A 22,833-nucleotide genomic window follows, 5' to 3' on the forward strand; every position below is an offset into this window, starting at 1 on the left:
TTAAATTTTAAAAAATGCTGCATGGTTGGATGAAAAAAACGCTGGATTTTTACGAATACCTGACCCGACAACAACCTGTTTTTTAAATGTTTTATCCAAAAATTGTTTGACTTTGCGCCTGTCCCATCCATATGGATGTGTAAAATTTAAATATAAGGAAAGATCGCCATGGTAGAACTCCTGGGTATCCATATTTTTGGCATCTTCACTGAATTTAGGAAGGTTGAATACTGCCAGATTTAAATAATTAATATAGGCTTTATGTGCTTTAACGTATTCAAGGGTTTTAAATGCCGCAGCCTTGTCTTCAAAGCTGGTTCCAAAAAGAAGGTAAACAAAAGTTAAAATTCCTGCATGATGCAGATTTTTTAACATGGTTGACACAAGATTCAGATCCGTGCCTTTATTCATCTGATCCAGCACATCCTGGTCTCCTGATTCAAGCCCGAGCTTGAGCATGTCACACCCCGACGCTTTCAGGCCAAGACAAAAATCCAGGTCCAGAAACTCTTTTTCAAATCTTACAAACCCATACCATTTAAATCCAAATTCATTGACGGACAAAGCTTTTAAGAAAGCCGGAGTAACTGCATTATCAAGAAAATGCACATAATCAGGCTTATATATCTGATCAATGGTTTTTAAATCCTGCAACACCTTTGATGCCCGCTGAGAGCTATAAGGACGGGTTTCAGCCTTTTCCGGGCAAAAATTGCATTTACTCCAGTAGCATCCAATGGATGCCCTGAAAGGCAGAACTTTTCCAGGTGCAAGATACAGATCTTCTTTGACAAAATCATAATCAGGAACATAATGCCGTTTTTCAACATTTTTTTTGCCGAGAAATTCCAGCAGCGGCTGTTCCCCCTCCCCCCTTATGGTCACGTCAATCAAGCCCTTAAACGGATCATTGTAATCAGGCCGGCTCATCCAGGAGGATATCAGGCCGCCGCCCATGATAATTTGTTTGTCTTTAAAATTATCTTTTATCCATCCTGCCAGGGCAAAACTGGTCAGGGCCTGGTTCAGGTAACAAAGGGAAATTCCAATAAATTTTGAATCTGAGTTTAAAACCTGTGGCCGGACTTTCTCTTCAAAAAAACGGTAAAATGGATTCTCTTGATATTCGTTTGCGCTTTTGAGCAAATCCTTGCTGTTAACACTTGAAAGTTTGGAATCGGAATAATCGCTCAAGGTAATCTTGAACCTTTTATTGTCCACACTGATGGACAAAAGCTTGTTCAAGTCATAAACCCTTTGGTGATACCGGTCCATATTCTCATACAAAGAGGAGTTTTTCAGATCCGACAAAATCTGTTCCCTGTTCTTTAATGCTCGTTTTGACCATGAGTCAACAGGAACAAGATCCGAATTAATCAGGTATAAAAGCCCTTCAATATTTGCATCAAACACATGGCAGTCAAATCCATGTTCTTTTAAGGCGGAAGACAACAAAGCCACCCCGGCGGGCGGTTCACACGGCTTGGCTACGGGCGGAAAAATCAACAACATGGTTAAGCATCCTAAAGCAAAGAAAATTAAAATCATCATTTTTATCATATTTGTATCAAATGCTCACCTGATAATTTTTTAATCTGTTATTTGTGCTGTTTTTACAGTTGTTGCCATGCCTCTTTAAACAGGATCAATTCAATTTATCTTCTGGTAATTCAACTGTATTTATTATAAAAAAAGTTCAGTTGATCAAAGAAATATTTTAAAAAGAGGATTGGTTTTGGCAAAATCAAAAACAGACCAAAAAAAGCAGAAGCGAAAAGCAAAAAAAAAACAGGTTAAAACATCCAAATCTCAACAAACGGCCAGGGAAAAAGGCTGGGTTCATTATGAAGATGCCCGATATTATTTTCATATCAACAATATAGACAAAGCTCTTAAATTCCTTAACAAAGCAGTCAAAGCCCTGCCCAACGAGGAAGATATTTTTCAATTAATGGGACATATTGCGTCAAGCACAGGCAATGAGCTTTTAGAGCTGGATGCCATGAGTAACCTGGAACGGATAGGCAAGCTGCCCGATGATATGAAAATCGAAATGGTGTATAAGCTTTTGAAATTTAAAAAACATAAAGAATGCAAAAAAAAAGCCGGTGATGTGCTTGAAAATTTCACCAAGCTTAAAATCAAAGATAAAAAAAGAATAAAGGAACAAATAAAGAGTATTCAAGAGTATTGCCTGTCAATGATTCGCAGGGAGGAATATGAAAAAAATCTAAATGCCATGATTTGTCGATCAAACCAGCCTAAGCAGCAATCAAAACCGAAACCTGAACCCAAACCTTCTACAAAGGATCAAACACAAAAAAAAGCACTCAAACCCATATCTCAACCGCCACTTTCTCCCAAGGTGCCTGATATTCCAATAACCTATAAAATTAATGAAGACACTTTTTTCAATACCTTGCTAAACCCTGAACCTGTAGGCCCCGAAGCTTATGAACTGGCTTTGATGAGCCATGAAATCAGGTTTGCAGAATCCTTTGAAAACCTTATCTGTCTTCCTTCGCTGATAAGGGTAAAATCCTTCTGGTATCAGGAAGAGACCGCCAAAAAAGTATTAAAGCGATTCAGGGGAAGAGCCCTTTTGTCTGATGAAGTCGGCCTTGGCAAGACCATTGAAGCCTTGATAATACTTACGGAATATATCAAACGGGGCATGGTAAAAACCGCCCTGATCCTGACTCCCACGCCCCTTGTAAGCCAGTGGAAGGATGAGATGAAATCAAAGTTTAACATGGATATCCCGTCAACTGATGACCCTGGCTTTAAATCAGCTTCCAGAACATTCTGGAACGAGCCTTTTGTCATTGCATCCATTAACCAGGCAAAATCAAAAAAAAATTATGACATGATCACCAGTCGAGAATATGACATGATCATTGTTGATGAGGCCCACCACCTGAAAAACCGCACGACCTTGAACTGGAAGCTGGTCAATTCTCTGAAAAAAAGATTCATCCTCCTTCTTACGGCAACCCCCGTGGAAAACAACCTGATGGAGCTTTACAACCTGATTACCCTGCTCAAACCCGGACAGCTTGAAACCGCCACCTCATTCCGGGAAAAATTCATGAAAAGCGGAGACCCCACAGATCCACAAAACCGGACTCTTCTCAAAGATCTGTTAGGCCAGGTCATGATCCGAAATACCAGGGCCTTGGCAGGCATCAACATTCCGCCCAGATTTGCACAGACCATACGCATTGAGCCTACAAAAGCAGAAAAAGAGTTTTATGAACGGTTGGAAGCGTTAATCACATCCTTGAATGCCAAAAAAAAGGGCCGGGCAAAAATGGTTATCAAAAATCTTCTGGCTCAGGCAGGATCGTCGCCTAAAGCAGTTGAATCGACCCTGACCAGGATGCTGGAAAAAGAGGATTACCTCCTGGACTATGAAAAAGAGATCAGGGCTGTGAGGAATCTATGCCGAACAACTTTAGACACACCCAAGAACATGAATCTGCTGAAAATTATTAGGGCCACAGGCGAGAAGATCATTGTGTTTGTTAAATACAAAGGAACAATTGAACATCTTGCTGAATTTCTGGAGTGGAATGAAATCTCATTTTCTCTTTTTCACGGTGCAATGAACAATCATCAAAAAGATGAGGCCATTGAAGCGTTCAAAGATCAAAACCAGATACTGGTCACAACGGAAATCGGCGGAGAGGGTCGAAACCTCCAGTTTTGTTCAAGAATGATCAACTACGACCTGCCGTGGAATCCCATGAAAATCGAACAACGGATCGGTCGTATTCACAGGATTGGCCAGGAAAATGAAGTGCAGATTTTTAATTTCTGTGCAACTGGCTCAATTGAGGATTATATCCTTGATATTCTTGACAAAAAAATCAATATGTTTGAAATGGTCATCGGTGAAATCGACATGATCCTGGGCAGGATCAGAGGGGAAAAGGAGTTCAGCGACATAGTTTATGACATCTGGGTGAACTCGGAAAACAAAAAAGATCGCAAAGATTCCTTTGCCAATCTGGGGACAAGGATAAAAAGAGCCAAGACTGGGTATGATAAAACCCGTGAACTGGATGATAAACTTTTTGGAGATACTTATGAACTCTGATGCTCCCATTGCCGGAAAAGACCTGGACCTTATACAATTTGCCTGCCGGTTTCTCAAGGACAGGGGTGCTGTTTTAGAACCCAGAGGAGAAATAATAGATGCGCTTTTGCCACAAGAGCTTTCTGCTGCACTGGATGTGGAAGAATATATTTCACTGGCACCGGACACAAAAAACGTAACAGCCCCTGAAGACAAGAAACTTTATACCATACAATTTCAAAGTCCCCTTCTTGACAAAATTGCATCCCTGGCAGGTTCGAAACCGCCTTTCCTCAAGCTATCCTTGTCGTTTAATTATATTAAGACACAAGGATTTAACAACCTGATCATGGAACAATTTGAATTTTTCAAAAGCAAACCGAAAATCACAGGCACAGGAGAAATAAAAACAAGGTATATTCTCCTGACATGCAGGTTTCTTGCACAAAGCGACGAACAAAAAGAAGGGCTGCTGGATTTTTCATTTAATATTGATACCGGCGCTTTAGCACCTGGAATGATTGATATGATCCCCAGTATCGAAAAAGAATACCAGGTCAAAAACGGTCATGGATATACAAAAAAAGAAATCCAGCACATCCATGAGTTGATCAATTTATACGGCCCTGATGCAATTGAGCATGAACTTATAGAATTCAAGCAGAGCATGAACCGCAGATTTAAAAGAGACTCTTTAAGTCTTGATGAATACTACAGCGCCCTGGAAAAAGAAATGAAGGAAAGCCTTTTAAGGACAGGCATATCAGACAAGCTCACCCAGGAAAGAGAGGCAAAAATAGACATGATTCCAGATGAGCTTTCCGCAAAAAAAAAGGATCTGTTAAACAAGTACAGCATCAAAATCGACATCACGCCTGTTGCAGCCCTGGCAGTGACCACACCCTGTGTAAAAGTCTTTGTTACTCTTATTTGCGGGCACCAGAAAAAGGATGTTTTCATGATATACAATCCGGTTACAAAACAGATTGACCCCATGGTCTGTCAATCGTGCGGTACAAGCATGTACTCGTTGGGATTATGTAAAAACATGCATTTAAATTGCGCCAAATGCCTTGACCAGGGCTGCAATATGTGCTGATTATGATGTGCGCTTTGACAACGGAGAAATTTTAATTTTGTTTCTATTTATAGAAACATTTTTCTTGACACTAAATCAAATCTTAGGTATTTTACCCAAAATAAAAAGAAAATTAAAATTATGAAAAAAAACATCTTACATATTCGCAACACACTTACCTGGTGGTGGCAAAGCTGGATATGGCTCTTGCTGCCGTCAGACTAACCGTTCAATAAAATACAAAGAACCAAAGGCTGCGGCAGCAAAACAATTAAAATAATGTCGCAGCCTTTGTATTTTAAAAGGCTGCATCTTGATAAACAATTGCACGCCTTTTTTAATTTTAAGGAAAATAAATGATTTTAAAGCAATTTCCTGAAAAGCAAGATTTTTTAACACTTGCCAAAACCTGCAATGTCATACCGGTCTGCACCCGGATTCTTGCAGACACGGAAACACCAGTTTCAATTTTACAAAAATTTTTCAGCAAAGAAAAAGAGAGCTTTTTGCTGGAAAGTGTTGAGGGTGGTGAAAGATGGGGAAGATACAGTTTCATGGGTATATCTGCATTTGGTAATATCAAAATATTTTCTCATGATGTTGAGATACAAACAAAAAATGAAACAAAAAAAATACCCCATCACAATGAGCCGTTAGATATTATCCGAAGCTTTTCCAAAGGGTTTATACCGGCTCAAATTTCTGAACTGCCAAGGTTCTGGAGTGGATTTACCGGATACTTTACCTATGAGATGGTTTCATTTTTTGAAAAAATCCCGGTTTGTCTGCCCCATGATATGCCCTATGCCCATTTTATCATTCCCGATGAAATGATTATTTTCGATAATATCAAACAAACATTAACCTGCCTGAAAATATGTTACACAGATGGTTGCAATGATCATGAAGCCTTGTTTGAAAATGCGCAACAAGATCTTAACCAGATGCTTGAAACCATAAACACACCTTTTATGCCCCAAAAAAGTGTGCAGTCCCAGGATGTTAGTTTGGAACCGGAAACCCCGGCCCAGGAATATATGGCAGGCGTTGAAAAAATTAAAGAACATATTGTTGAAGGAGATGTTTTTCAGGCGGTTTATTCCCAGCCGTTTTCATGCAATGCCTATGTTGATCCCATCCTGATCTACCGCGCCCAGCGGTATATCAATCCTTCACCCTACATGTTTTTCATGAATTTTAAAGACATCATTGTTGCAGGCTCATCACCGGAAACCATGGTAAGGCTTGAAAATAATATTGCCACATTAAGGCCCATTGCAGGTACAAGGCCCAGAGGCAAGACAGAGCAGGAAGACCGAAAACTTGCAGATGAGCTGTTGAATGATGAAAAAGAACGGGCCGAGCATGTGATGCTCATTGATCTGGGCAGAAATGATCTGGGCCGTGTGGCAGAAGCCGGAACCGTCCAGGTGACGGACACCATGGTGATTGAACGCTATTCCCATGTCATGCACCTGGTATCCAATATCACCTGTGACATGAAAAAAGACGTGGATGCCTATGATCTGTTCAAGGCTACTTTTCCGGCCGGCACCTTGTCAGGAGCCCCGAAAATCCGTGCCATGGAAATTATTGCCAAACTTGAGAATACTCCCAGAAGGGTTTATGGTGGGGCTGCAGGGTATATTTCCTTTACCGGAAACATGGATTTTGCCATCACTATCAGGACGGCTGTCATGGAAAATGATAAACTGACGGTTCAGGCCGGGGCCGGTATTGTATATGACTCTGACCCCCAAAAAGAATTGCTGGAATGCCAGAACAAGGCAAAAAGTGTGGAAATGGCATTAAAACTTGCCCTTTCAAATAACAATGGAGGCAGATAAATGTTAGTTGCAGTGATAGATAATTACGATTCATTCACCTTCAACCTGGTTCATTACATACTTCAAACCGGGGTGGATGTAAAAGTATTCAGAAATGATAAAATATCCATTGATGAACTTAAAGCGTTGAACTTAGGTGCCATTGTTATTTCCCCCGGACCAGGACGCCCCGAAGATGCCGGGATTTCCCTGGAGGTGGTCCGGCAGTTTTCCGGCACAGTTCCAATTCTGGGTGTCTGCCTTGGCCACCAGGTGATTGCCCAGAGCTTTGGCGGAAAAATCATCCATGCCAAACAGATCATGCATGGGAAGACATCTGTTGTAACTGCTGACGGAGAGCATATTTATTCAGGCATCAAAAAACCATTTACCGTCATGAGATACCATTCCCTGGCGGTTTGTGAAAAAAATCTTCCTGACTGCCTGATGGTGACCGCAACAACTGAAGATGGAGAAATAATGGGCATTCGCCATAAAGAACATCCCACACAGGGGCTTCAGTTTCATCCGGAATCCTTCATGACCACAATGGGAAAAAGACTGATCAGAAATTTTATCAAAGGAGCAGCATAAGACCATGACCTTTATAGAGAATTTAAAAAAAATCATTGCAGGACAGGATCTTGACCAGGACAGCAGCGCTTCCATGCTCATGGATATTTTTTCAGGAAATATCACAGAAGCCCAGATCGGGGCATTTATGGCGGCTCTTGCCACCAAAGGAGAAACCTTTGAAGAGCTTGCCGGTGCTGCAAGAGCCATGAGACGCAAGGCCATAAAAATCCAGACCCTGTCCAAAAATGTCATTGATATTGTCGGCACAGGCGGAGATGAATCAGGATCATTCAACATTTCCACCACCACGGCTTTTGTAGTGGCAGGTGCCGGTGTGACCGTTGCCAAACACGGCAACAGAAGTATCTCAAGCCAATGCGGCAGTGCCGATGTTTTGGAAGAATTAGGGGTAAATCTGAATACAGACCCTGAAATTGTTGAAGAAGCCATTAATGAAATCGGTATCGGATTCATGTTTGCACCCATGTACCACGGTTCCATGAAGTATGCAGGCAAAGCCAGACAAGAATGCTGCATCAGAAGTATTTTTAACATGCTGGGTCCCTTGACCAACCCGGCTGCGGCCAGTTGCCAGCTTTTGGGCGTGTATGCCCCGCAGTTGACAGAGATGTTTGCCCAGGCTCTGAAACTTCTGGGTGTCAGCAAAGCATTTGTCGTACACGGCCACGACGGCATGGATGAGATAACGACCACGGCACCTACAAGAATATCAGAGCTGAATAACGGCACTATCCGATCCTATGACCTGGACCCGCTGGATTTCTTTGAAGACTATGCAGCCCCTGAAGATCTTAAAGGCGGTGATGTTAAATTGAATGCAGCCATTACACTGGCCATCCTCAACGGTGAAAAAGGACCCAAAAGAGATATTGTACTTTTAAATTCCGGTGCGGCCCTGGTTGCGGCGCAAATAACAGACACAATCAAAAATGGAATTGCTTTGGCTGAAAAATCCATTGATTCGGGCAAAGCCCTTGAAAAACTTAAACTGCTTGTGGATTATACCGGGGAGGCTGCATAATATGGGTATTGACGGATTTTTAAAACAGGTGCTGGAGATAAAATCCCTGGAAGTATCAAAAGCCAAATCCAATATCCCTTTGAACACAATTCGAAGGGAAGCCGAAAACACAAAACCTGCGGCAAGCTTTTTAACAGCCCTTCAAAAGAGCAGTCCCGATGATATCGGCATTATTGCAGAAGTTAAAAAAGCCTCTCCATCCAAAGGGGATATCCGCCCTGACCTTGATCCGGTATTGTATGCCCAAACCTATACTATGGCAGGTGCCCGTGCGATTTCCGTTCTAACGGAATCCCAATATTTTAAAGGCAGTTTAAAAGACCTGGAAGCGGTCTGTGCCAATACTGAACTTCCGGTATTAAGAAAAGATTTCACCATTGGTTCCTACCAGATTTATGAAGCAAAAAAAGCAGGTGCATCTTCGATTCTTCTGATCACCACAATTTTGTCCAAAGATCAGCTCACAGATTACATTCATCTTGCAAGGGAACTTGGCATGGAGCCGCTGGTTGAAATCACCTCGGAAAAAGAATTTGAAATTGCCTATGACTGTGATGCAAAAGTTGTGGATATGAATAATCGGAACCTTCAAACCCTTGAAACCGACTTGAATGTCTCAAAACGAATTGCCGCAATTATTCCAGAAGATATCATCCCGGTGGAGGCCAGTGGTATTTCTTGTTTTGCAGATATTGACAACGGCCTTTCATCCAATATATTCAACTTTCTTGTTGGAGAAAGCATTGTAAAGGCCAAAGATCCTGAACTGCTTATAAAAGAACTGAGAAATATCAAGTGAGCATGTCATGATAAAAAAAGAGACAAAAAAAACAGGCAAAACGCTAACTGAAAAATTATCAAAAAAAATACCCTGGATCAAAATATGCGGACTGACTGATATTGAAAATGCCCTTGGATGTGCAAACCTGGGAGCAGATGCCATAGGTCTTGTGTTTTTTGAAAAAAGCCCCAGAAATGTATCTGTAAAAAGAGCAGCCCAAATTTCAAATGCTCTGCCGGATCATATCCTTACCATTGGGGTGTTTGTGAATGAATCCTATGAAGGTATCATGGAGAAAGTCAATGCATGCGGTTTAAATGGAGTTCAACTGCATGGCAATGAACCCCCGGAGCTTATTGATGACCTGTTAAAAGAGAATCTTGTGGTCATTAAAGCTCTTTTTGCAACAAGAGAACCCTTTATAACCCAGGCCCCTTTATACCAAAAGGCCTCTTTTCTACTGGTTGAATATGGAAAAGGAACCCTGCCCGGCGGAAATGCGGAATCCTGGAATTATGAACTGTCCCTTCAATTGGAGACAAACAGATCGGTGGAGACAAGCAGGTCAATGAAAACAAGAACACCTTTAGTTCTTGCCGGAGGACTTCATCCGGATAACATCTGCCTGGCAATAAAAACTGCTAAACCAGCAGCGGTAGATGTCTCTTCAGGTGTTGAAAAAACTTATGGGATAAAAGATTTAAATAAGGTCAACGCTTTTATAACAAGGGTAACGGCCATGAAGGATTGACCGATACCCTTTTCCGATTTTTAATCTTAAATTTCGTCCTGATATTTAAACGCCAATCTCAGATTTGCTTTTTCTGCGTCAAGCAATCCAAGGTTCTTTATTTTCACTGCTATACTTAAATGACAAACGCATATTGGCCCTGAATTGCGTAGGCTTGCCCCCTTCTATTTTAATATCAAGTTTCTGAACTTCTGCAATCCTTAAATCCTTTAATGAGGCACTTGCCTTTTCAATGGCTTTAGTGGCTGCATCTTCCCAAGATGTGGGGCTTGAACCGACAAGATCAATAAGTTTGTAAACACTGTTGTCACCCATAATTACCTCCTGTAATAAACAAAAAAAATTAATAAAAAAAGAGGAGCATGGAAATCAGATCTTTTAAACGCTGGCCAAATTTAAGACATGGAATATTGTTGATTATATAAAACTATAGAAAATTGTCAAACCTATTTTAACCCATACTCTGAGTTAAGGCCTCTAAATTCAAAACTATCGGATAATAATATTATTTCCCGGATAGATTTTAGCATTGTCGGACATATTATTCAATTTTCGTAAGGTGTCAACACTGGTATTATACTTTTTGCTTATACTGTAAAGAGTTTCGCCCTTTTGAACTGCATGAGAAACCGAAGCCTTTTTCTCTTTTTTCACGGCCTTTTTTACCGGTATTAAAGGTTTGAGTTCAACTTTTGGCGGTACTGCTTTTATCGGCAACGCTTTGGACGGTATTACTGCACCCGGCCCGGCTTTAATCTGAGAAATGCTTGTTTCAATTTTCCCCATTCTTTCTGTTAAAGAGTCAAATTTAACTAAAAATGCAGTTTCAAGTCTTGTCACCCTCTCTTTTATGGGATCAATATCCTTTACGCCGTATGTCGATTGATCATTTGTTGATCCAAAAGAATTTTCCCCGGCTTGAAGTGCTTGTTCCAAATTTTCAATTCTCTTTTCAAGATCAGTAAAGGATGAGCTTGATGTGTTTTTTTCAACCGTTTCAGTTTTCGTATCCTGTTTACTCTCTGATTTAATATCCGATTTAATATCCGGGGATCTAAAAAAAAGAAAAAATACGATAAGAGTCAACAGTAATGCCCCGAAAATGATCATCGCAAATTCATTTTTTTTTAACAGCGCGGTATTAAACTTTTCACCAGTACCCGTAACATGAGTTGCATTTTTCTTATTGGGTGTGATTTTTGTTGTTGATATCTTTGCTTCAGGTTTATCTTTGTGGTCCATCTCAAAGCTCCTGCATTAATTTTTATTTTGAATAACCATTTAATACCATTTTAAGCTGATTTTTCAAGCTAATAAACCTCAAATGCAGATTAATTTTCATTATTGAACAATCAATCAATTGTATGATAGGGTTCTTAAGTAACAGTTATATGAAAGTCTTAAAAAATTCACACAAAGACTTTCAATCTTTGTTGTGGGCAAATCCGAATAAAACAGCTAATTTGCCCATGACTATTGTTTTGATTATATAGCAGGATACTTTCATGAAACATGACTTTAAATTTGTTACAACCTCTTTTTTCATCTTCTTTTTTACCCTTTTTATACTTCTTGCCCTTTTTCATCAACCTGTTTTTGCTCAGAGTAAAACTTATACCAATAAACTTGGGATGCGGTTTGTTCTCATTTCCAAGGGAAGTTTTTTAATGGGAAGCCCTGTATTCGAACCGGGTCGCCAGTGGAATGAGAAGCGCCACAAGGTTTTGATTTCAAAAGATTTTTATATGGGCGAAACAGAAGTAACCCAGGGACAGTGGGAAAAACTGGTTGGATTTAACCCGTCCTCGTTTTCAAAACTTGGAAAATCCTTTCCAATCGATACTGTTTCATGGAACGACTGCATGGAATTTATACGAGTGTTAAATAAGTGGGAAGCAACGGACAAGTATAGACTCCCCACTGAAGCTGAATGGGAATACGCCTGCCGGGCCGGTTCCACATCAGCTTTTTCAAACGGTCCCATCACAACCTTTTCCTGTAATGAACCCGAGCCTGCCATTGTCAATATGGCCTGGTATTGCTACAACTCAGGACTGGCAAGCCCTGCAAGGGATTTCAAGCCCCACCCCGTTAAAACCAAAGCCCCTAATAAATGGGGGCTTTACGACATGCATGGTAATGTCCAGGAATGGGTCCTTGATTCATGCAAATGGCGCGACATATTAAGAGCCAGAGTAGGAGCAGTAACAACAACCTATAAGGACAACATTGTCGACCCTCTGAATGAAACGGGAAAACATAAAATAATTCGGGGAGGGGGCTGGTATCAGACAGGCAAATATCAACGGTCTGCTTACAGAAGCTATTATAAACCAAAGACAAGAAGAAACAGTTTGGGATTTCGCATTGTCAGGATGCGCTGATTTTTTTCCACAAATGAATTCCGGCTCCCAACAAAAAAACATCCCTTACCAGCAATGAAATATTGGATGCGGTATTGCTTTGACCTGAGAATGAAAAACAGCCGCAATCAAATTGATGCCCGCGCAACAGATTAAATCCAATGATAAAAATAAACCCTGAAAGCAATATATTCATAATCAAAAGTGCGGATCTTGGATATACCCCCAGGATCAGACTGAACCCGGCAACTAACTCTAAAAATGGTATGGCTATGGCCAGAAGATTGATAATGCCCCCCGGAAAAACAGCATATCCATATATTATCCCGGCAAATCCGGCAGGGTCTTCTATCTTGTGGTAACTTGCAACAATAAACGTAATACCCAGAACAAGCTTGATGACAAAAGCAAATACTTCTGTGTAACTATTTTTCATTTTTTTCTATTTCATACCCCTTTTCCTGCCATAGCCGAAATCCGCCCGAAAACACCTTGACATCAGTATATCCCATATTTTTCAAACGGTCTGCAAACTCATGGCTGTCAGTACAGGCAACGCTTGAACAATAGACCATGACAGGCGACGACCTGTTGATCAAATTTAATAATTCAGGGAAATCATCGTCAAACGTCATTAACGGGAAAGACAAGGCATGGGGCAGATGCCCTTGATTATAGATTTCATGTGGTCTTACATCCAGAACGACCCTTTCCTTTTTTTGAACCATCTGCCAGATGATGTCAGAGCTGGTTATCTCAATTGAATTATTAACGGAACCGGTTTTTGAAGCAGCAGAGACAACCCCTTTTGATGTCTCCCATTGGCCAAACAAAGCAATTCCGGAAGGGGAAAAATAATTATAGGAAAAAGCAGTCACCAAAGCCCCTAAAACAATGATTAAAGCTCCTGTCAAATCTTTTCGGATCATCGCTGCAAGAGCCTTGATTTTACTTTTTTAAATTTATCAAACCGATGTTTTAAAACCATCAAAGTCAACCATTTTTCACAAAGCCGGGATATGTTTTCTTCAGGATAAGCGCCTTGGACTTCATGACCTTTTTTTTTGATCTTTTTTTCCATACGCTTTAAACCTGCTGAAATCTCATTAAAAGATTCCTGGTTATCCGTTTTTTGCATACATAAGAACGAATAAATTTCAAAGGCATCTTCATAATATCCCTGGCGTTCATAAATCCTTGCCAACTCAAGCGTTTGCATACTCTTACTCATGGTCTATTATCCCTTTTATCACCTGATTTATCTTTAAAAATAAGTTCGTCTTCTTCAGCCATATCATGCTCATGCTTTGCCACATGTTTGATATAATCCATATCGGTTTTTAAACTTTGAATTTCATTTTCAAGTTTATGATTTACAACCTCGACAGCCCGTATCTGATCCTGAATAACGGCTTCTTTTTCTTTGAGTACCTTATAATCCAAAACACCGTTTTTTGAAAAGACAATGATGCATAAAAGCGCCAGAAAAATAAATATGGCGGCAAAAAGGCCTGTTTTTTCTATAATAGTCATGAATTACTATTTAGTCATTCCTTTTTTCAACATTTTAAGTTCAGGGGTTGAAATAAAAACATTTACACTAAAGTAAAATATCATTCCAAAACATATACATCCCATCACTCCTGTTCCAAACCAAAACCTATTCCATTCTTCTTTCAGTATAAAATCCGATGCCTGTCTGACAAGAAAAAACATTATAACAGACAGGAAAACAGATCTGCAAGCAGAAACAATGATCCCGTATTTATCAACATTCACGGCTCCCGGCATATTGATCAACAAAAATACAAACCCTGCCATGCCGGATATTGAAACGGATAATGCAAGCCCTTTAAGCCCAAGACTGTCAACAAACAGGAAACAAAATATCAGATTCAACACTATGGCAAGGATTCCCGAATAAAAAGGGATACGGATACTGGACAGTGCATAATGCAATGTGACAAACAACCTTATACCTGTAAATGCCCACAAGCCTGAAACCAGAAAAAACAGGCAGTCCGCTGTCTGTTGAATGGCAATGCCTTTGAAAGCCCCGTGCCCAAACAATAATGCAACAATTTTTTCATCCAGGGCCATCAATCCTGCCATTGCAGGGATGGTGATAAACAGCACAAGTTTGACCCCGTTTGAAAACAGGTCTGCTATTTCATCCAAATGCCCCAAAACAGCTTTTTTTGATAATTCCGGCAGAAAAACCATAGAAAACGAGACGGCAAAAAGTGCCAATGGAAACTGTACCAGCCGGTCTGCATAATAGACAAAAGACACACTGCCTTCTTCAAGTTTTGAAGTAAAAAATGAAGCCACCATGATATTGATCTGATACGAGGCAGCACCAACCATACAGGGAACCATTATTTTCATGACTTTTAATAGTCCTGGATGAAAAAAACAAACCGATAACAGACGGTAAAATTGAAATAAAGGAATTTTAAACATCCCAAGACGGATCATAAATGGAATCTGTATGGCAAGCTGAACAGCGCCACCAATGGTAACACCGGCAGCCAAGCCTATTACGGGGATTTTAAAATAATTAGTAAAAAAAATGGCAAACACGATTAAAACAAGATTAAACACAACAGGGGCAACGGCTGGCGCACCAAAATGCCCCAAAGAATTTAACACACCCATGCAAAGGGCGGTAATGAGAACCAGCCAGAAATAGGGCAGCATAATTTTAAACAATATCATTGTCAGTCCGGACGTGTATGAATCACCAATAAATCCGGGGGCAATCACCTTAATGATCAAAGGGGCACAAAATATCCCGGTCAGTACAATAAAAATACCGGCCAGGGAAATAAAACAAAAAAAAGAAAAAACCATTATAACTGCCTTTGAAAGCCCTTCATTTTCAAGGGTTTTAAAGAAGACCGGTACAAAGGAAACACTCAAAATCCCTTCGGAAAACAGTTTGCGTAAAAGATCAAAGGGCCGGAAGGCAATAAAAAAGGCATCACTTTGATAAGATGTACCAAAACACATGGCAATGATGGCATCCCTAATAACTCCGAGCATACGACTGCTAAATGTTAAACTGCTTATCATTGCTGTCTTTTTTAGTATTTTTCTCACAAGTTTTCCTTGACAAAAATCAACAAACCCTATAGTATTCTTAATTTGAAATATGGAAAAATTTTTAAATTAAATACACTTAAATAAGGAGCTATACCAAGTTGGCTAACCATAAATCTGCAAAAAAAAGGGCTAAACAGAGTCAGGTAAGACGGCTTAGAAACAGATCTGTAAAAACCACACTCAAGAACATGGAAAAAAAGGTTCGTGCTGCAAAAGAAGCCGGGGATGACAACAGGGATGAAATCCTGAGAAAAACTCAATCTGCGATCCACAAAGCCGCTAAAAAGGGTGTTCTCCATAAAAAGACTGCTTCCAGAAAAATCTCAAGACTATTCAAGTTTATGAACACATAGTATTTATATTTTTTACTTTTGTTGATAACGACTTAATTTATAACAAGACAGGATTTGACTATTAATTTAATACTGCAGATCCTGTCTTTATTATTTTCAAGCTGACGTTCAAGCTAAAAATTATTCAGCATTCTGCTGATTACTTTTTCAGCACTTCTTGTGGCTATTTTCTCCACAGCATCCCTTATATTGTTTTCATCTTCGATATTATCTTCAGATACGGTATATTCCTCATCAGTCGCAAAATCCTTGACAGACCATATCATTTCGCCATCCTTGTTCACCAGCCTCAAATCAAGGACAGCACAAACCCTCCTTTCTATAACGGATTCCGTAGTTGAACGGGATAAGGTAGAAAAGGTGATCGCATTAATGGTTCCTTTGATAACAGCTGTTGCATGGGATTCATCAACAACAGCCGTATCGGTTTTTTCAATGATCTCCCTGATCAAGGCATTGGTAAATACAACACCTGCTTCTGTTTGCAAACTATTATTATCCAGAATATTTACAGCAACTCGAGTCACATCTTTGTTAATATATCCGCCGCCTTCAAACTGGTAACCACAGGATGCAAAAACTGCAAACAAAAAACCACATAAGATCCAATTAAATTTTTTCATATCAAATAACAATATTAACAAGTGTTTGTTTTTTCTTGATCACAATAATCTTTTTGGGCTGTTTATCACCCATATATTTTTTAATCTTTTCATCAGCCAACGCCGTTTCTTTGACAACAGCATCTTCAGTGTCCGAACCAATTTTAAACTTGGATCGAAGCTTCCCGTTTACCTGCACAATAACAAGAACCTCATCTGTTTCAAGAGAGTCTTTTCTATATTCAGGCCAGGGCTGCTCAAGAATCGACCCGGTCTTGCCCAGCTTTTCATAAAGTTCTTCACAAAAATGCGGAATAATGGGGGACAACAGCAAAAGGATATTTTCAATACTGAACAGAATCACTTTTTTCACTTCATCGTCTACACAATCAGGATCAATAGCATACAGGTCATTTACAAGCTCCATGACAGCAGAAATGGCTGTATTAAAATGAAAGCTCTTATCAATATCTTCCGTCACTTTTTTAATAGTCTGATTTGCCTTGATATAGAGATCTTTTGCCTGTTTTGATGCAAGATCACAAGCTGAACCGTTAAAGGGTTCAATTCCATCAATTTTTTCCAACCATTCCAGAACAAACCGCCACACCCTGTTTACAAACCTGTTGCTGCCCTCAACACCATCCTCATTCCACTCAAGATCTCTTTCAGGAGGAGCGGCAAACAAAGAGAACAACCGAGTCACATCAGCCCCGTATTTTTCAAGCAGTTCGTTGGGGTCCACAACATTTTTCTTGGATTTGGACATTTTAATAACACGCCCCACCTCAACATCACTGTTGCATCGTGTACACACAAGTTTCCCGTCATCGTTTTTCACTGCTTCTTCCGGAAAAAGAAATCCATGATCAGGACAGGTCATGGTCTCTTTGCACACCATGCCCTGGGTGAGAAGCCGGGTAAACGGTTCTTTAAAATCAATCATGCCAAGGGTATGCAATACCCTCATAAAATACCGGGAATACAGCAAATGAAGCACTGCGTGTTCTACGCCACCAATGTACTGGTCCACGGGAGCCCAGTATTTTACAGCTTCAGGATCAAACATGCCCTTCTCATATCGAGGGGAACAATACCTTAAATAATACCAGGAAGACTCAACAAAAGTATCCATGGTATCAGTATCTCTTTTCGCGTCCTGCCTGCCGCACGCAGGACAGGTGGCCTTGGCAAAAAAATCAAGGGTCGGCAAGGGAGATCCACCTTTTTCGAGAAGGTTGGCATCTTCAGGCAGGCGTATGGGAAGATCCGCCTCAGGAACCGGAACAACACCGCAATCCGGGCAATGAATCACCGGAATCGGTGCCCCCCAGAATCGCTGTCGTGAAATTCCCCAGTCTCTTAATCTGTAGGAAACAGTTTTCTTTCCCCTGCCCTTTTCTTCCAGCCAGTCGGTCATCACATCCATGGCTTTTGTACTGTCCAGCCCGTTAAATTCTCCGGAATTCACCATAACACCTGAACCTGTAAAGGCTTCCGGCATTGTATTGCCGTCAAGTTCTTCACCTTCCGGCTGAACCACAACCCTGATTTCAAGCCCATACTTCCGGGCAAAATCAAAATCCCTCTGGTCACCTGCAGGAACAGACATGATGGCACCGGTTCCATATTCCATTAAAACAAAATTGGCTGTATAAATGGGAATTTTCTCAAGAGTTGCGGGATTAATGCAATACGCACCCGTGAAGACCCCCTCTTTTTCATATTTTTCTATACCTTCGGCAGATCGTTCCTGGCTTGATACTTTTTTAACAAAAGCCGCCACTTCATCTTGCGTTTTTGTCCCTTTAGAAAGGCTTTCAACCAGAGGATGTTCCGGAGCAAGACACATGAAGGTTGCACCAAAAACCGTATCCGGCCTTGTGGTAAACACCACAAGATCTTCATCCCTGCCATGGATTTTAAATTTCAATTCAGACCCGACGCTCCTGCCGATCCAGTTTTTCTGCATCACAGTTACTTTATCGGGCCATCCCGGCAACTGATCACAATGGACAAGCAAATCCTGAGCATAATCCGTAATTTTGAAAAACCATTGCCACAACTTTTTTTGCTGAACCGGTCGGGAGCATCTCCAGCATTTATCCTGTTCAACCTGCTCATTGGCAAGAACTGTCTGGCATTTTTCACACCAGTTTACATAAGATTCTTTCCGATAGGCCATACCTTTTTCAAGCATTTTAAGGAAAAGCCATTGCTCCCATTTATAATATTCCGGACGACAGGTTGCTATTTCACGGTCCCAGTCATATGAGAACCCCATCTTCTTGAGCTGCGCACGCATGGCACTGATATTGCTATAAGTCCAGGCTGCAGGGTGTGTGTTATTATCAATGGCTGCATTTTCAGCGGGCATGCCAAATGCATCCCACCCCATGGGATGAAGAACATTAAAGCCTTTCATCCTTTTGTACCTGACAACCACATCACCAATGGTATAATTACGCACATGGCCTATATGGATTTTACCGGAAGGATAAGGAAACATTTCCAATAGATAATATTTTTCTTTTGAAGGGTCTTCAGTGACTTTAAAAAGTTGATTTTCCTTCCAGTATGCCTGCCATTTTGGTTCTACCAATTCCGGATTATACCGCTCCTCCATTACCTTACTCCTTGTGAAAGCTTCTTCTACAGTGAAATACAATTTCTTTAATTTTGAGTTTTAATAGATGCCATAATCAACGGCAAATAGCAAGAAAATCAAGAGAATTCTGTGTTTGGATTTTTCTTTTCTTGAGGGACATCCAAGCGTTGGATGAGATCGGACCTAAAGTTCGGAAGTTGACAGGCAGTGAAAAATACTATGCTATCTATATGTTTAAACGCTTCTTTAATTCGGCATTAAACAAAGAGATGTCTTTTCCAAGCAATAACCGGATATTTGCTTTCAAGTTTGCCGATTCAACAAATTCTCCAGCAATTTTAAAACCAGGAATATCTTGAGCCATTTTTTGAGCATCCTTGTAATAACCAGGGGCATAATAAATTCTTGTAGACGGATGATTAAAATGGTTTGCATTTAAAGGAACTCCAACATTAAATCCTTTTTGTTCAAAATAAATACTTACTCTTTTAGCCATACGATAAATTCCGTTGCCGTTTAACACTTCAATATTCAAACGACCATGATTTAAACGACCATGATTTAAACTGTCACGATTCAAATGTTCATTTTCTGTATAAAAGACATCTATGGGATAAGTTTCAATAACGGTTAATGAAGGTTTGCCAACTTTATCTAAATTTTGAGATGCCACCACCTCAGCTTCCGCCCTGGTTTGATATTTTCCAAACCGCACCCGATAATAGGGTTTGTTTTTTTCTATTTTTGTTATATACGGCCGATCATATCCTTTTTTTATGGCTTTTTTCAAAACCTTGATGGCGGCATTAACATCATAATAGACACCAAGCTGTACTGCGTAATAATTGGTTTCAATTTTTATTTCAACAGGCTTTTCAAAAGGTGAGGTTTCCAATTGTCTGTCACCCAACCTATCCGTTATTTCGGTTGTTTTTTTCCGGGTAACTTGCTTTGTATCGAGAGTAGAAGTTAATATATCCTGCTTTTCAGGTGTGTAAGAATCTGCTGTAAAAGAATAATCTTGTCCTAATTTTGCCTGGGCCAGAGCCAGATTATTTTGATAAATCTTATTTTCCGAATTGATTGCGATGGCCTTTTCAAAGGCTTTTAATGCTGCCTTAAAATTTTGTTTCAGTAAATTTGAATAACCGATGTTGTTATACACATAATCCAGTTCTGGATTTATTTTCAGGGCGTTATGATACGCCTCAATTGCCGAATCATGTTGTTTTAAAAAATCATAGGAAACCCCGAGGGCATTATAAGCATTATAAAATTCAGGATCTGTTTTTAATACTTTTATAAACTCTTCAACAGCAATTTCATGCTGATTTTGTTTTTGGAAATGCCTTGCCAGTTTGTACTGATTTTCCGCATAATCTGTAACAGGTTTCACAGTGGATATAAATTGTTTAAAATCTTTTTCATCTAATTGATCAACGGTTTTAAACATGTTTGAATCAGTGACAAATGAGAACCAGTTCTTCATGGCAGCACAGCCTGAAAGACTAAAAAAACAGCAAAAAAACAACAAACATCCCATGAATAATTTTGACATTTGATTTCGAATTACCATTTTTTGTTCTCCCGTATTTAAATTTATCATCATCATTTTGAATTGATTATTGCTGTTTTAACCTGCATTTTTTAAGATTCTCATTGGCTAACACATAAAATCTGGGACTCAGTTCAATTGCTTTTTCAAAACATTCTGCTGCTTTGGTTGTATTACCGTTTTTTAAATACCCCACCCCTATATTATTGTAGGCCGAAGCTTTGGTTCCCCCTTTTTCAAATGCTTCAAGGGCGTTATCATAAAGTTCCAATGCCACAAATGCCCGTCCCAGATTATTGTAAACCTTTTTACTGTTATAATTTGATCTCAAGGCCTGATAAAATGAATCCACAGCGTTTTTATACCTGCCGGACATATAAAGAGAAGCACCCATATTATTATGGATATACCCGGCATCAGGCTTAATGGTCAAAGCAGTCTTATATTCTTTTACAGCCAGGTCATAGTCTTTTTTAAAATCATATAAATTGCCCAGATATGCATATGAACGCCATAAAAGAGGATTCAAATCAACGGCTTTCTCAAAATTCAATTTCGCAATATGATATGATTTGTTTTTAAAATTAACCCGTCCCATGCCTTCGTGGGCAAGCGCAAAGTCAGGTTGTTTCTGCAAAATCAATTTAAATATTTTTTGGGCTTCCTCATTTCTGCCTCCGCCAAGAAGAGCTGCTCCTTTTTTATATTCAACTCTTATATTATCCTTGTTTTTTTTCAAAGAATTTTCATACTGCATATACGCCATAAAATACTTGCCCTTTGAAAGAAGGGCGTCCCCTAATTTTTCATATTCATCTGCATTAATTTCAGGCAGTTGTTTGTTTTCAATGGACTCTGAAAGAGCTTTGTATCGAACCTGTGGGATATCCCTTATGTGATCCTGAGAAGGGTTACCATAGGTTACACGGGGTTCAACCATAACCGTTTTTGAGCCACAGCCGGTCAAAAAGAAACAAATTAAGAGAACGATAATAATTGCAGATCGTTTTATCATTTTTAAAATCATAAGCCTCCTGGTTTTTAATAAAGGTCATGGCAAATTGACCTACCACAACAAAAAATGAAAGAAATCTTATTCCAACAAGTCAGAAGTTCTTTCATATAAAAAACTCATCATTATTTTAAGATAATATTATTATAAATTGTAATTGCAGCAGGTCCCAATATTACGACAAACAAAGACGGAAAAATAAATAAAATCAAAGGAAACAATATGTTTACAGGCAACTTTGCGGCAATTTCTTCTGCTTTTTGAAATCTTTTTGTTCTGAATGAATCAGAAAACACTTTAAGGGCTGAACCCACACTTGTACCGAATTTATCTGTTTGAATCAATAAGGTAACAAGACTTGCCATCTCGTCAATGCCGGTTCGACGGGCAAGATTCCTGAGTGCGTCCTGCCTCATTTTCCCTGCTCTCATTTCAAGGTTCATAAGAGAAAATTCCCGGCTGAGATCAGGATACGTTAATCTTAATTCCTGCCCCACCCGATTCATTGCACTGTCAAGCCCCATACCGGCTTCTACACATACCAGCAGGAGATCTAAAGCATCCGGCAACCCTTTAAAGAGAATCTCCTTTCTTTTATCTGTTTTTTGTTTCAGCCATATTTCAGGCAGATAGAATCCAAACAAACCTAGTAGTACGGTAATGCTGACTGTCATGGGGTCGGCCATCACCTTAAAAATAAAAATTCTTGAAAGAATAAAACATCCTACAAAGAATAAAGGCAAACATAATTTTGCACCCCAGAATGCTGATTCAGCATTTTCCCATTGAAGACCTGCCCTTAAAAACTTGATTTTCATTTCACCCGGATCTGAAAGATCTTTATTACTGCTTTTTTTGGAAAAAAGACTGAAAAATGCAGCAAAAGGATTGATTGACTTTTTAGACGAAGCAGAGGAATTTTTGTCATAATTCACAGCACCATCATCAAAACCGCCTCTTTTAATCTTATTGATCATTTCCTTGTTTTTTTTTCGAACATTTGAATATTGTATTATCCCCATGCATAAAAGGAAAAAGGCGACAAAAAAAAGAGGAAAAATCATCATGGAAAAATTCTGATCTAATGAAAGCATTATTTAACC

At 39.7% G+C, this 22,833-nt stretch carries 22 protein-coding genes; 9 read left to right on the top strand and 13 right to left on the bottom strand.

All coding sequences use genetic code 11. From position 1 onward, the window contains the following. The gene (locus tag TOL2_RS12075) at positions 1-1,512 is read right to left on the bottom strand and encodes a B12-binding domain-containing radical SAM protein (RefSeq protein ID WP_014957720.1); all 1,512 of its coding nucleotides are present in this window, start codon (positions 1,510-1,512) and stop codon (positions 1-3) included. Between the two features lie 223 nt (positions 1,513-1,735). Here TOL2_RS12075 and TOL2_RS12080 point away from each other — a divergent pair, with 223 nt between their 5' ends. The 7 genes from TOL2_RS12080 to TOL2_RS12115 all read left to right on the top strand — a co-directional run bounded on the left by TOL2_RS12080 (position 1,736) and on the right by TOL2_RS12115 (position 10,132). Further along, a complete protein-coding gene (locus tag TOL2_RS12080; RefSeq protein WP_014957721.1) occupies positions 1,736-4,099 on the top strand; it encodes an SNF2-related protein in 2,364 nt (787 codons plus the stop codon). Then, entirely contained in the window at positions 4,089-5,177 is a 1,089-nt protein-coding gene (locus TOL2_RS12085) for a hypothetical protein (protein ID WP_014957722.1), read from the top strand. The genes TOL2_RS12080 and TOL2_RS12085 overlap by 11 nt, the downstream gene beginning before the upstream one ends. A 335-nt stretch (positions 5,178-5,512) precedes the next feature. Continuing rightward, entirely contained in the window at positions 5,513-7,003 is a 1,491-nt protein-coding gene (gene trpE, locus TOL2_RS12095) for an anthranilate synthase component I (protein ID WP_014957723.1), read from the top strand. Further along, on the top strand, positions 7,004-7,576 hold the full coding sequence (locus TOL2_RS12100) for an anthranilate synthase component II (RefSeq protein WP_014957724.1): 573 nt from the start codon (positions 7,004-7,006) through the stop codon (positions 7,574-7,576). It begins immediately after the preceding gene. Between the two features lie 4 nt (positions 7,577-7,580). Beyond that, a complete protein-coding gene (gene trpD / locus TOL2_RS12105) occupies positions 7,581-8,600 on the top strand; it encodes an anthranilate phosphoribosyltransferase (protein WP_014957725.1) in 1,020 nt (339 codons plus the stop codon). 1 nt (position 8,601) lies between these two features. Then, positions 8,602-9,399: an indole-3-glycerol phosphate synthase TrpC gene (gene trpC / locus TOL2_RS12110; RefSeq protein WP_014957726.1), complete on the top strand. Its 798-nt coding sequence runs from the start codon at positions 8,602-8,604 to the stop codon at positions 9,397-9,399. A gap of 7 nt (positions 9,400-9,406) precedes the next feature. Beyond that, positions 9,407-10,132 (top strand): phosphoribosylanthranilate isomerase, encoded by a 726-nt coding sequence (locus TOL2_RS12115; protein ID WP_014957727.1) that lies wholly within the window; start codon positions 9,407-9,409, stop codon positions 10,130-10,132. A 78-nt stretch (positions 10,133-10,210) separates the two neighbouring features. Here the strand turns inward: TOL2_RS12115 and TOL2_RS12120 are convergent, their stop codons facing one another. Then, on the bottom strand, positions 10,211-10,447 hold the full coding sequence (locus tag TOL2_RS12120; protein ID WP_014957728.1) for a dodecin family protein: 237 nt from the start codon (positions 10,445-10,447) through the stop codon (positions 10,211-10,213). 174 nt (positions 10,448-10,621) lie between these two features. Continuing rightward, a complete protein-coding gene (locus TOL2_RS12125) occupies positions 10,622-11,374 on the bottom strand; it encodes a LysM peptidoglycan-binding domain-containing protein (RefSeq protein WP_014957729.1) in 753 nt (250 codons plus the stop codon). A 263-nt stretch (positions 11,375-11,637) separates the two neighbouring features. Between TOL2_RS12125 and TOL2_RS12130 the strand changes: the two genes are divergently transcribed. Further along, positions 11,638-12,516: a formylglycine-generating enzyme family protein gene (locus TOL2_RS12130; RefSeq protein WP_014957730.1), complete on the top strand. Its 879-nt coding sequence runs from the start codon at positions 11,638-11,640 to the stop codon at positions 12,514-12,516. Here the strand turns inward: TOL2_RS12130 and TOL2_RS12135 are convergent. The 5 genes from TOL2_RS12135 to murJ are packed head-to-tail and all read right to left on the bottom strand — an operon-like array spanning position 12,503 to position 15,597. Next, the gene (locus TOL2_RS12135) at positions 12,503-12,931 is read right to left on the bottom strand and encodes a MauE/DoxX family redox-associated membrane protein (RefSeq protein ID WP_041279469.1); all 429 of its coding nucleotides are present in this window, start codon (positions 12,929-12,931) and stop codon (positions 12,503-12,505) included. The genes TOL2_RS12130 and TOL2_RS12135 overlap by 14 nt on opposite strands. Next, positions 12,921-13,424 carry a rhodanese-like domain-containing protein gene (locus tag TOL2_RS12140; RefSeq protein WP_014957731.1) on the bottom strand — a complete coding sequence of 168 codons (504 nt, stop codon included), beginning with the start codon at positions 13,422-13,424 and terminating at the stop codon, positions 12,921-12,923. The genes TOL2_RS12135 and TOL2_RS12140 overlap by 11 nt, the downstream gene beginning before the upstream one ends. Then, positions 13,421-13,726 carry a hypothetical protein gene (locus tag TOL2_RS12145; RefSeq protein ID WP_148278108.1) on the bottom strand — a complete coding sequence of 102 codons (306 nt, stop codon included), beginning with the start codon at positions 13,724-13,726 and terminating at the stop codon, positions 13,421-13,423. The genes TOL2_RS12140 and TOL2_RS12145 overlap by 4 nt, the downstream gene beginning before the upstream one ends. After that, positions 13,723-14,028 (bottom strand): FtsB family cell division protein, encoded by a 306-nt coding sequence (locus tag TOL2_RS12150; RefSeq protein ID WP_014957733.1) that lies wholly within the window; start codon positions 14,026-14,028, stop codon positions 13,723-13,725. Before TOL2_RS12150 ends, TOL2_RS12145 begins: the two co-directional genes overlap by 4 nt. Before the next feature lie 6 nt (positions 14,029-14,034). After that, positions 14,035-15,597: a murein biosynthesis integral membrane protein MurJ gene (gene murJ / locus TOL2_RS12155; protein ID WP_014957734.1), complete on the bottom strand. Its 1,563-nt coding sequence runs from the start codon at positions 15,595-15,597 to the stop codon at positions 14,035-14,037. Between the two features lie 101 nt (positions 15,598-15,698). Here murJ and rpsT point away from each other — a divergent pair, with 101 nt between their 5' ends. Beyond that, positions 15,699-15,953 (top strand): 30S ribosomal protein S20, encoded by a 255-nt coding sequence (gene rpsT / locus TOL2_RS12160; RefSeq protein WP_014957735.1) that lies wholly within the window; start codon positions 15,699-15,701, stop codon positions 15,951-15,953. A 113-nt stretch (positions 15,954-16,066) separates the two neighbouring features. On the opposite strand, the gene lptE is transcribed toward rpsT, so the two are convergent. The 5 genes from lptE to TOL2_RS12185 form a co-directional block, all read right to left on the bottom strand. Then, complete coding sequence (lptE, locus tag TOL2_RS12165; RefSeq protein WP_232507933.1) at positions 16,067-16,543, bottom strand: LPS assembly lipoprotein LptE; 477 nt, start codon at positions 16,541-16,543, stop codon at positions 16,067-16,069. A gap of 34 nt (positions 16,544-16,577) precedes the next feature. Continuing rightward, on the bottom strand, positions 16,578-19,181 hold the full coding sequence (leuS, locus tag TOL2_RS12170) for a leucine--tRNA ligase (RefSeq protein ID WP_014957737.1): 2,604 nt from the start codon (positions 19,179-19,181) through the stop codon (positions 16,578-16,580). Positions 19,182-19,389: 208 nt separating this feature from the next. After that, positions 19,390-20,739 (bottom strand): LytR C-terminal domain-containing protein, encoded by a 1,350-nt coding sequence (locus TOL2_RS12175; protein ID WP_158406105.1) that lies wholly within the window; start codon positions 20,737-20,739, stop codon positions 19,390-19,392. A gap of 46 nt (positions 20,740-20,785) precedes the next feature. Beyond that, complete coding sequence (locus TOL2_RS23645) at positions 20,786-21,745, bottom strand: tetratricopeptide repeat protein (protein ID WP_051012367.1); 960 nt, start codon at positions 21,743-21,745, stop codon at positions 20,786-20,788. Between the two features lie 110 nt (positions 21,746-21,855). After that, a complete protein-coding gene (locus tag TOL2_RS12185; protein ID WP_014957740.1) occupies positions 21,856-22,824 on the bottom strand; it encodes a type II secretion system F family protein in 969 nt (322 codons plus the stop codon). Positions 22,825-22,833 lie beyond the last annotated feature (9 nt).

This window comes from Desulfobacula toluolica Tol2, assembly GCF_000307105.1.
Lineage (GTDB): Bacteria > Desulfobacterota > Desulfobacteria > Desulfobacterales > Desulfobacteraceae > Desulfobacula > Desulfobacula toluolica.

What these genes read in the sequence shown, in the direction of transcription:
- TOL2_RS12115 (WP_014957727.1), top strand. Translation starts at nt 9,407, where the DNA reads ATGATAAAAAAAGAGACAAAAAAAACAGGCAAAACGCTAACTGAAAAA.
- TOL2_RS12075 (WP_014957720.1), bottom strand. Translation starts at nt 1,512, where the DNA reads ATGTTGTTGATTTTTCCGCCCGTAGCCAAGCCGTGTGAACCGCCCGCC.
- trpE (WP_014957723.1), top strand. Translation starts at nt 5,513, where the DNA reads ATGATTTTAAAGCAATTTCCTGAAAAGCAAGATTTTTTAACACTTGCC.
- TOL2_RS12085 (WP_014957722.1), top strand. Translation starts at nt 4,089, where the DNA reads ATGAACTCTGATGCTCCCATTGCCGGAAAAGACCTGGACCTTATACAA.
- TOL2_RS12150 (WP_014957733.1), bottom strand. Translation starts at nt 14,028, where the DNA reads ATGACTATTATAGAAAAAACAGGCCTTTTTGCCGCCATATTTATTTTT.
- TOL2_RS12140 (WP_014957731.1), bottom strand. Translation starts at nt 13,424, where the DNA reads ATGATCCGAAAAGATTTGACAGGAGCTTTAATCATTGTTTTAGGGGCT.
- TOL2_RS23645 (WP_051012367.1), bottom strand. Translation starts at nt 21,745, where the DNA reads ATGATTTTAAAAATGATAAAACGATCTGCAATTATTATCGTTCTCTTA.
- TOL2_RS12185 (WP_014957740.1), bottom strand. Translation starts at nt 22,824, where the DNA reads ATGCTTTCATTAGATCAGAATTTTTCCATGATGATTTTTCCTCTTTTT.
- trpD (WP_014957725.1), top strand. Translation starts at nt 7,581, where the DNA reads ATGACCTTTATAGAGAATTTAAAAAAAATCATTGCAGGACAGGATCTT.
- TOL2_RS12120 (WP_014957728.1), bottom strand. Translation starts at nt 10,447, where the DNA reads ATGGGTGACAACAGTGTTTACAAACTTATTGATCTTGTCGGTTCAAGC.
- TOL2_RS12100 (WP_014957724.1), top strand. Translation starts at nt 7,004, where the DNA reads ATGTTAGTTGCAGTGATAGATAATTACGATTCATTCACCTTCAACCTG.
- TOL2_RS12130 (WP_014957730.1), top strand. Translation starts at nt 11,638, where the DNA reads ATGAAACATGACTTTAAATTTGTTACAACCTCTTTTTTCATCTTCTTT.
- TOL2_RS12145 (WP_148278108.1), bottom strand. Translation starts at nt 13,726, where the DNA reads ATGAGTAAGAGTATGCAAACGCTTGAGTTGGCAAGGATTTATGAACGC.
- TOL2_RS12135 (WP_041279469.1), bottom strand. Translation starts at nt 12,931, where the DNA reads ATGAAAAATAGTTACACAGAAGTATTTGCTTTTGTCATCAAGCTTGTT.
- TOL2_RS12175 (WP_158406105.1), bottom strand. Translation starts at nt 20,739, where the DNA reads ATGGTAATTCGAAATCAAATGTCAAAATTATTCATGGGATGTTTGTTG.
- leuS (WP_014957737.1), bottom strand. Translation starts at nt 19,181, where the DNA reads ATGGAGGAGCGGTATAATCCGGAATTGGTAGAACCAAAATGGCAGGCA.
- TOL2_RS12125 (WP_014957729.1), bottom strand. Translation starts at nt 11,374, where the DNA reads ATGGACCACAAAGATAAACCTGAAGCAAAGATATCAACAACAAAAATC.
- trpC (WP_014957726.1), top strand. Translation starts at nt 8,602, where the DNA reads ATGGGTATTGACGGATTTTTAAAACAGGTGCTGGAGATAAAATCCCTG.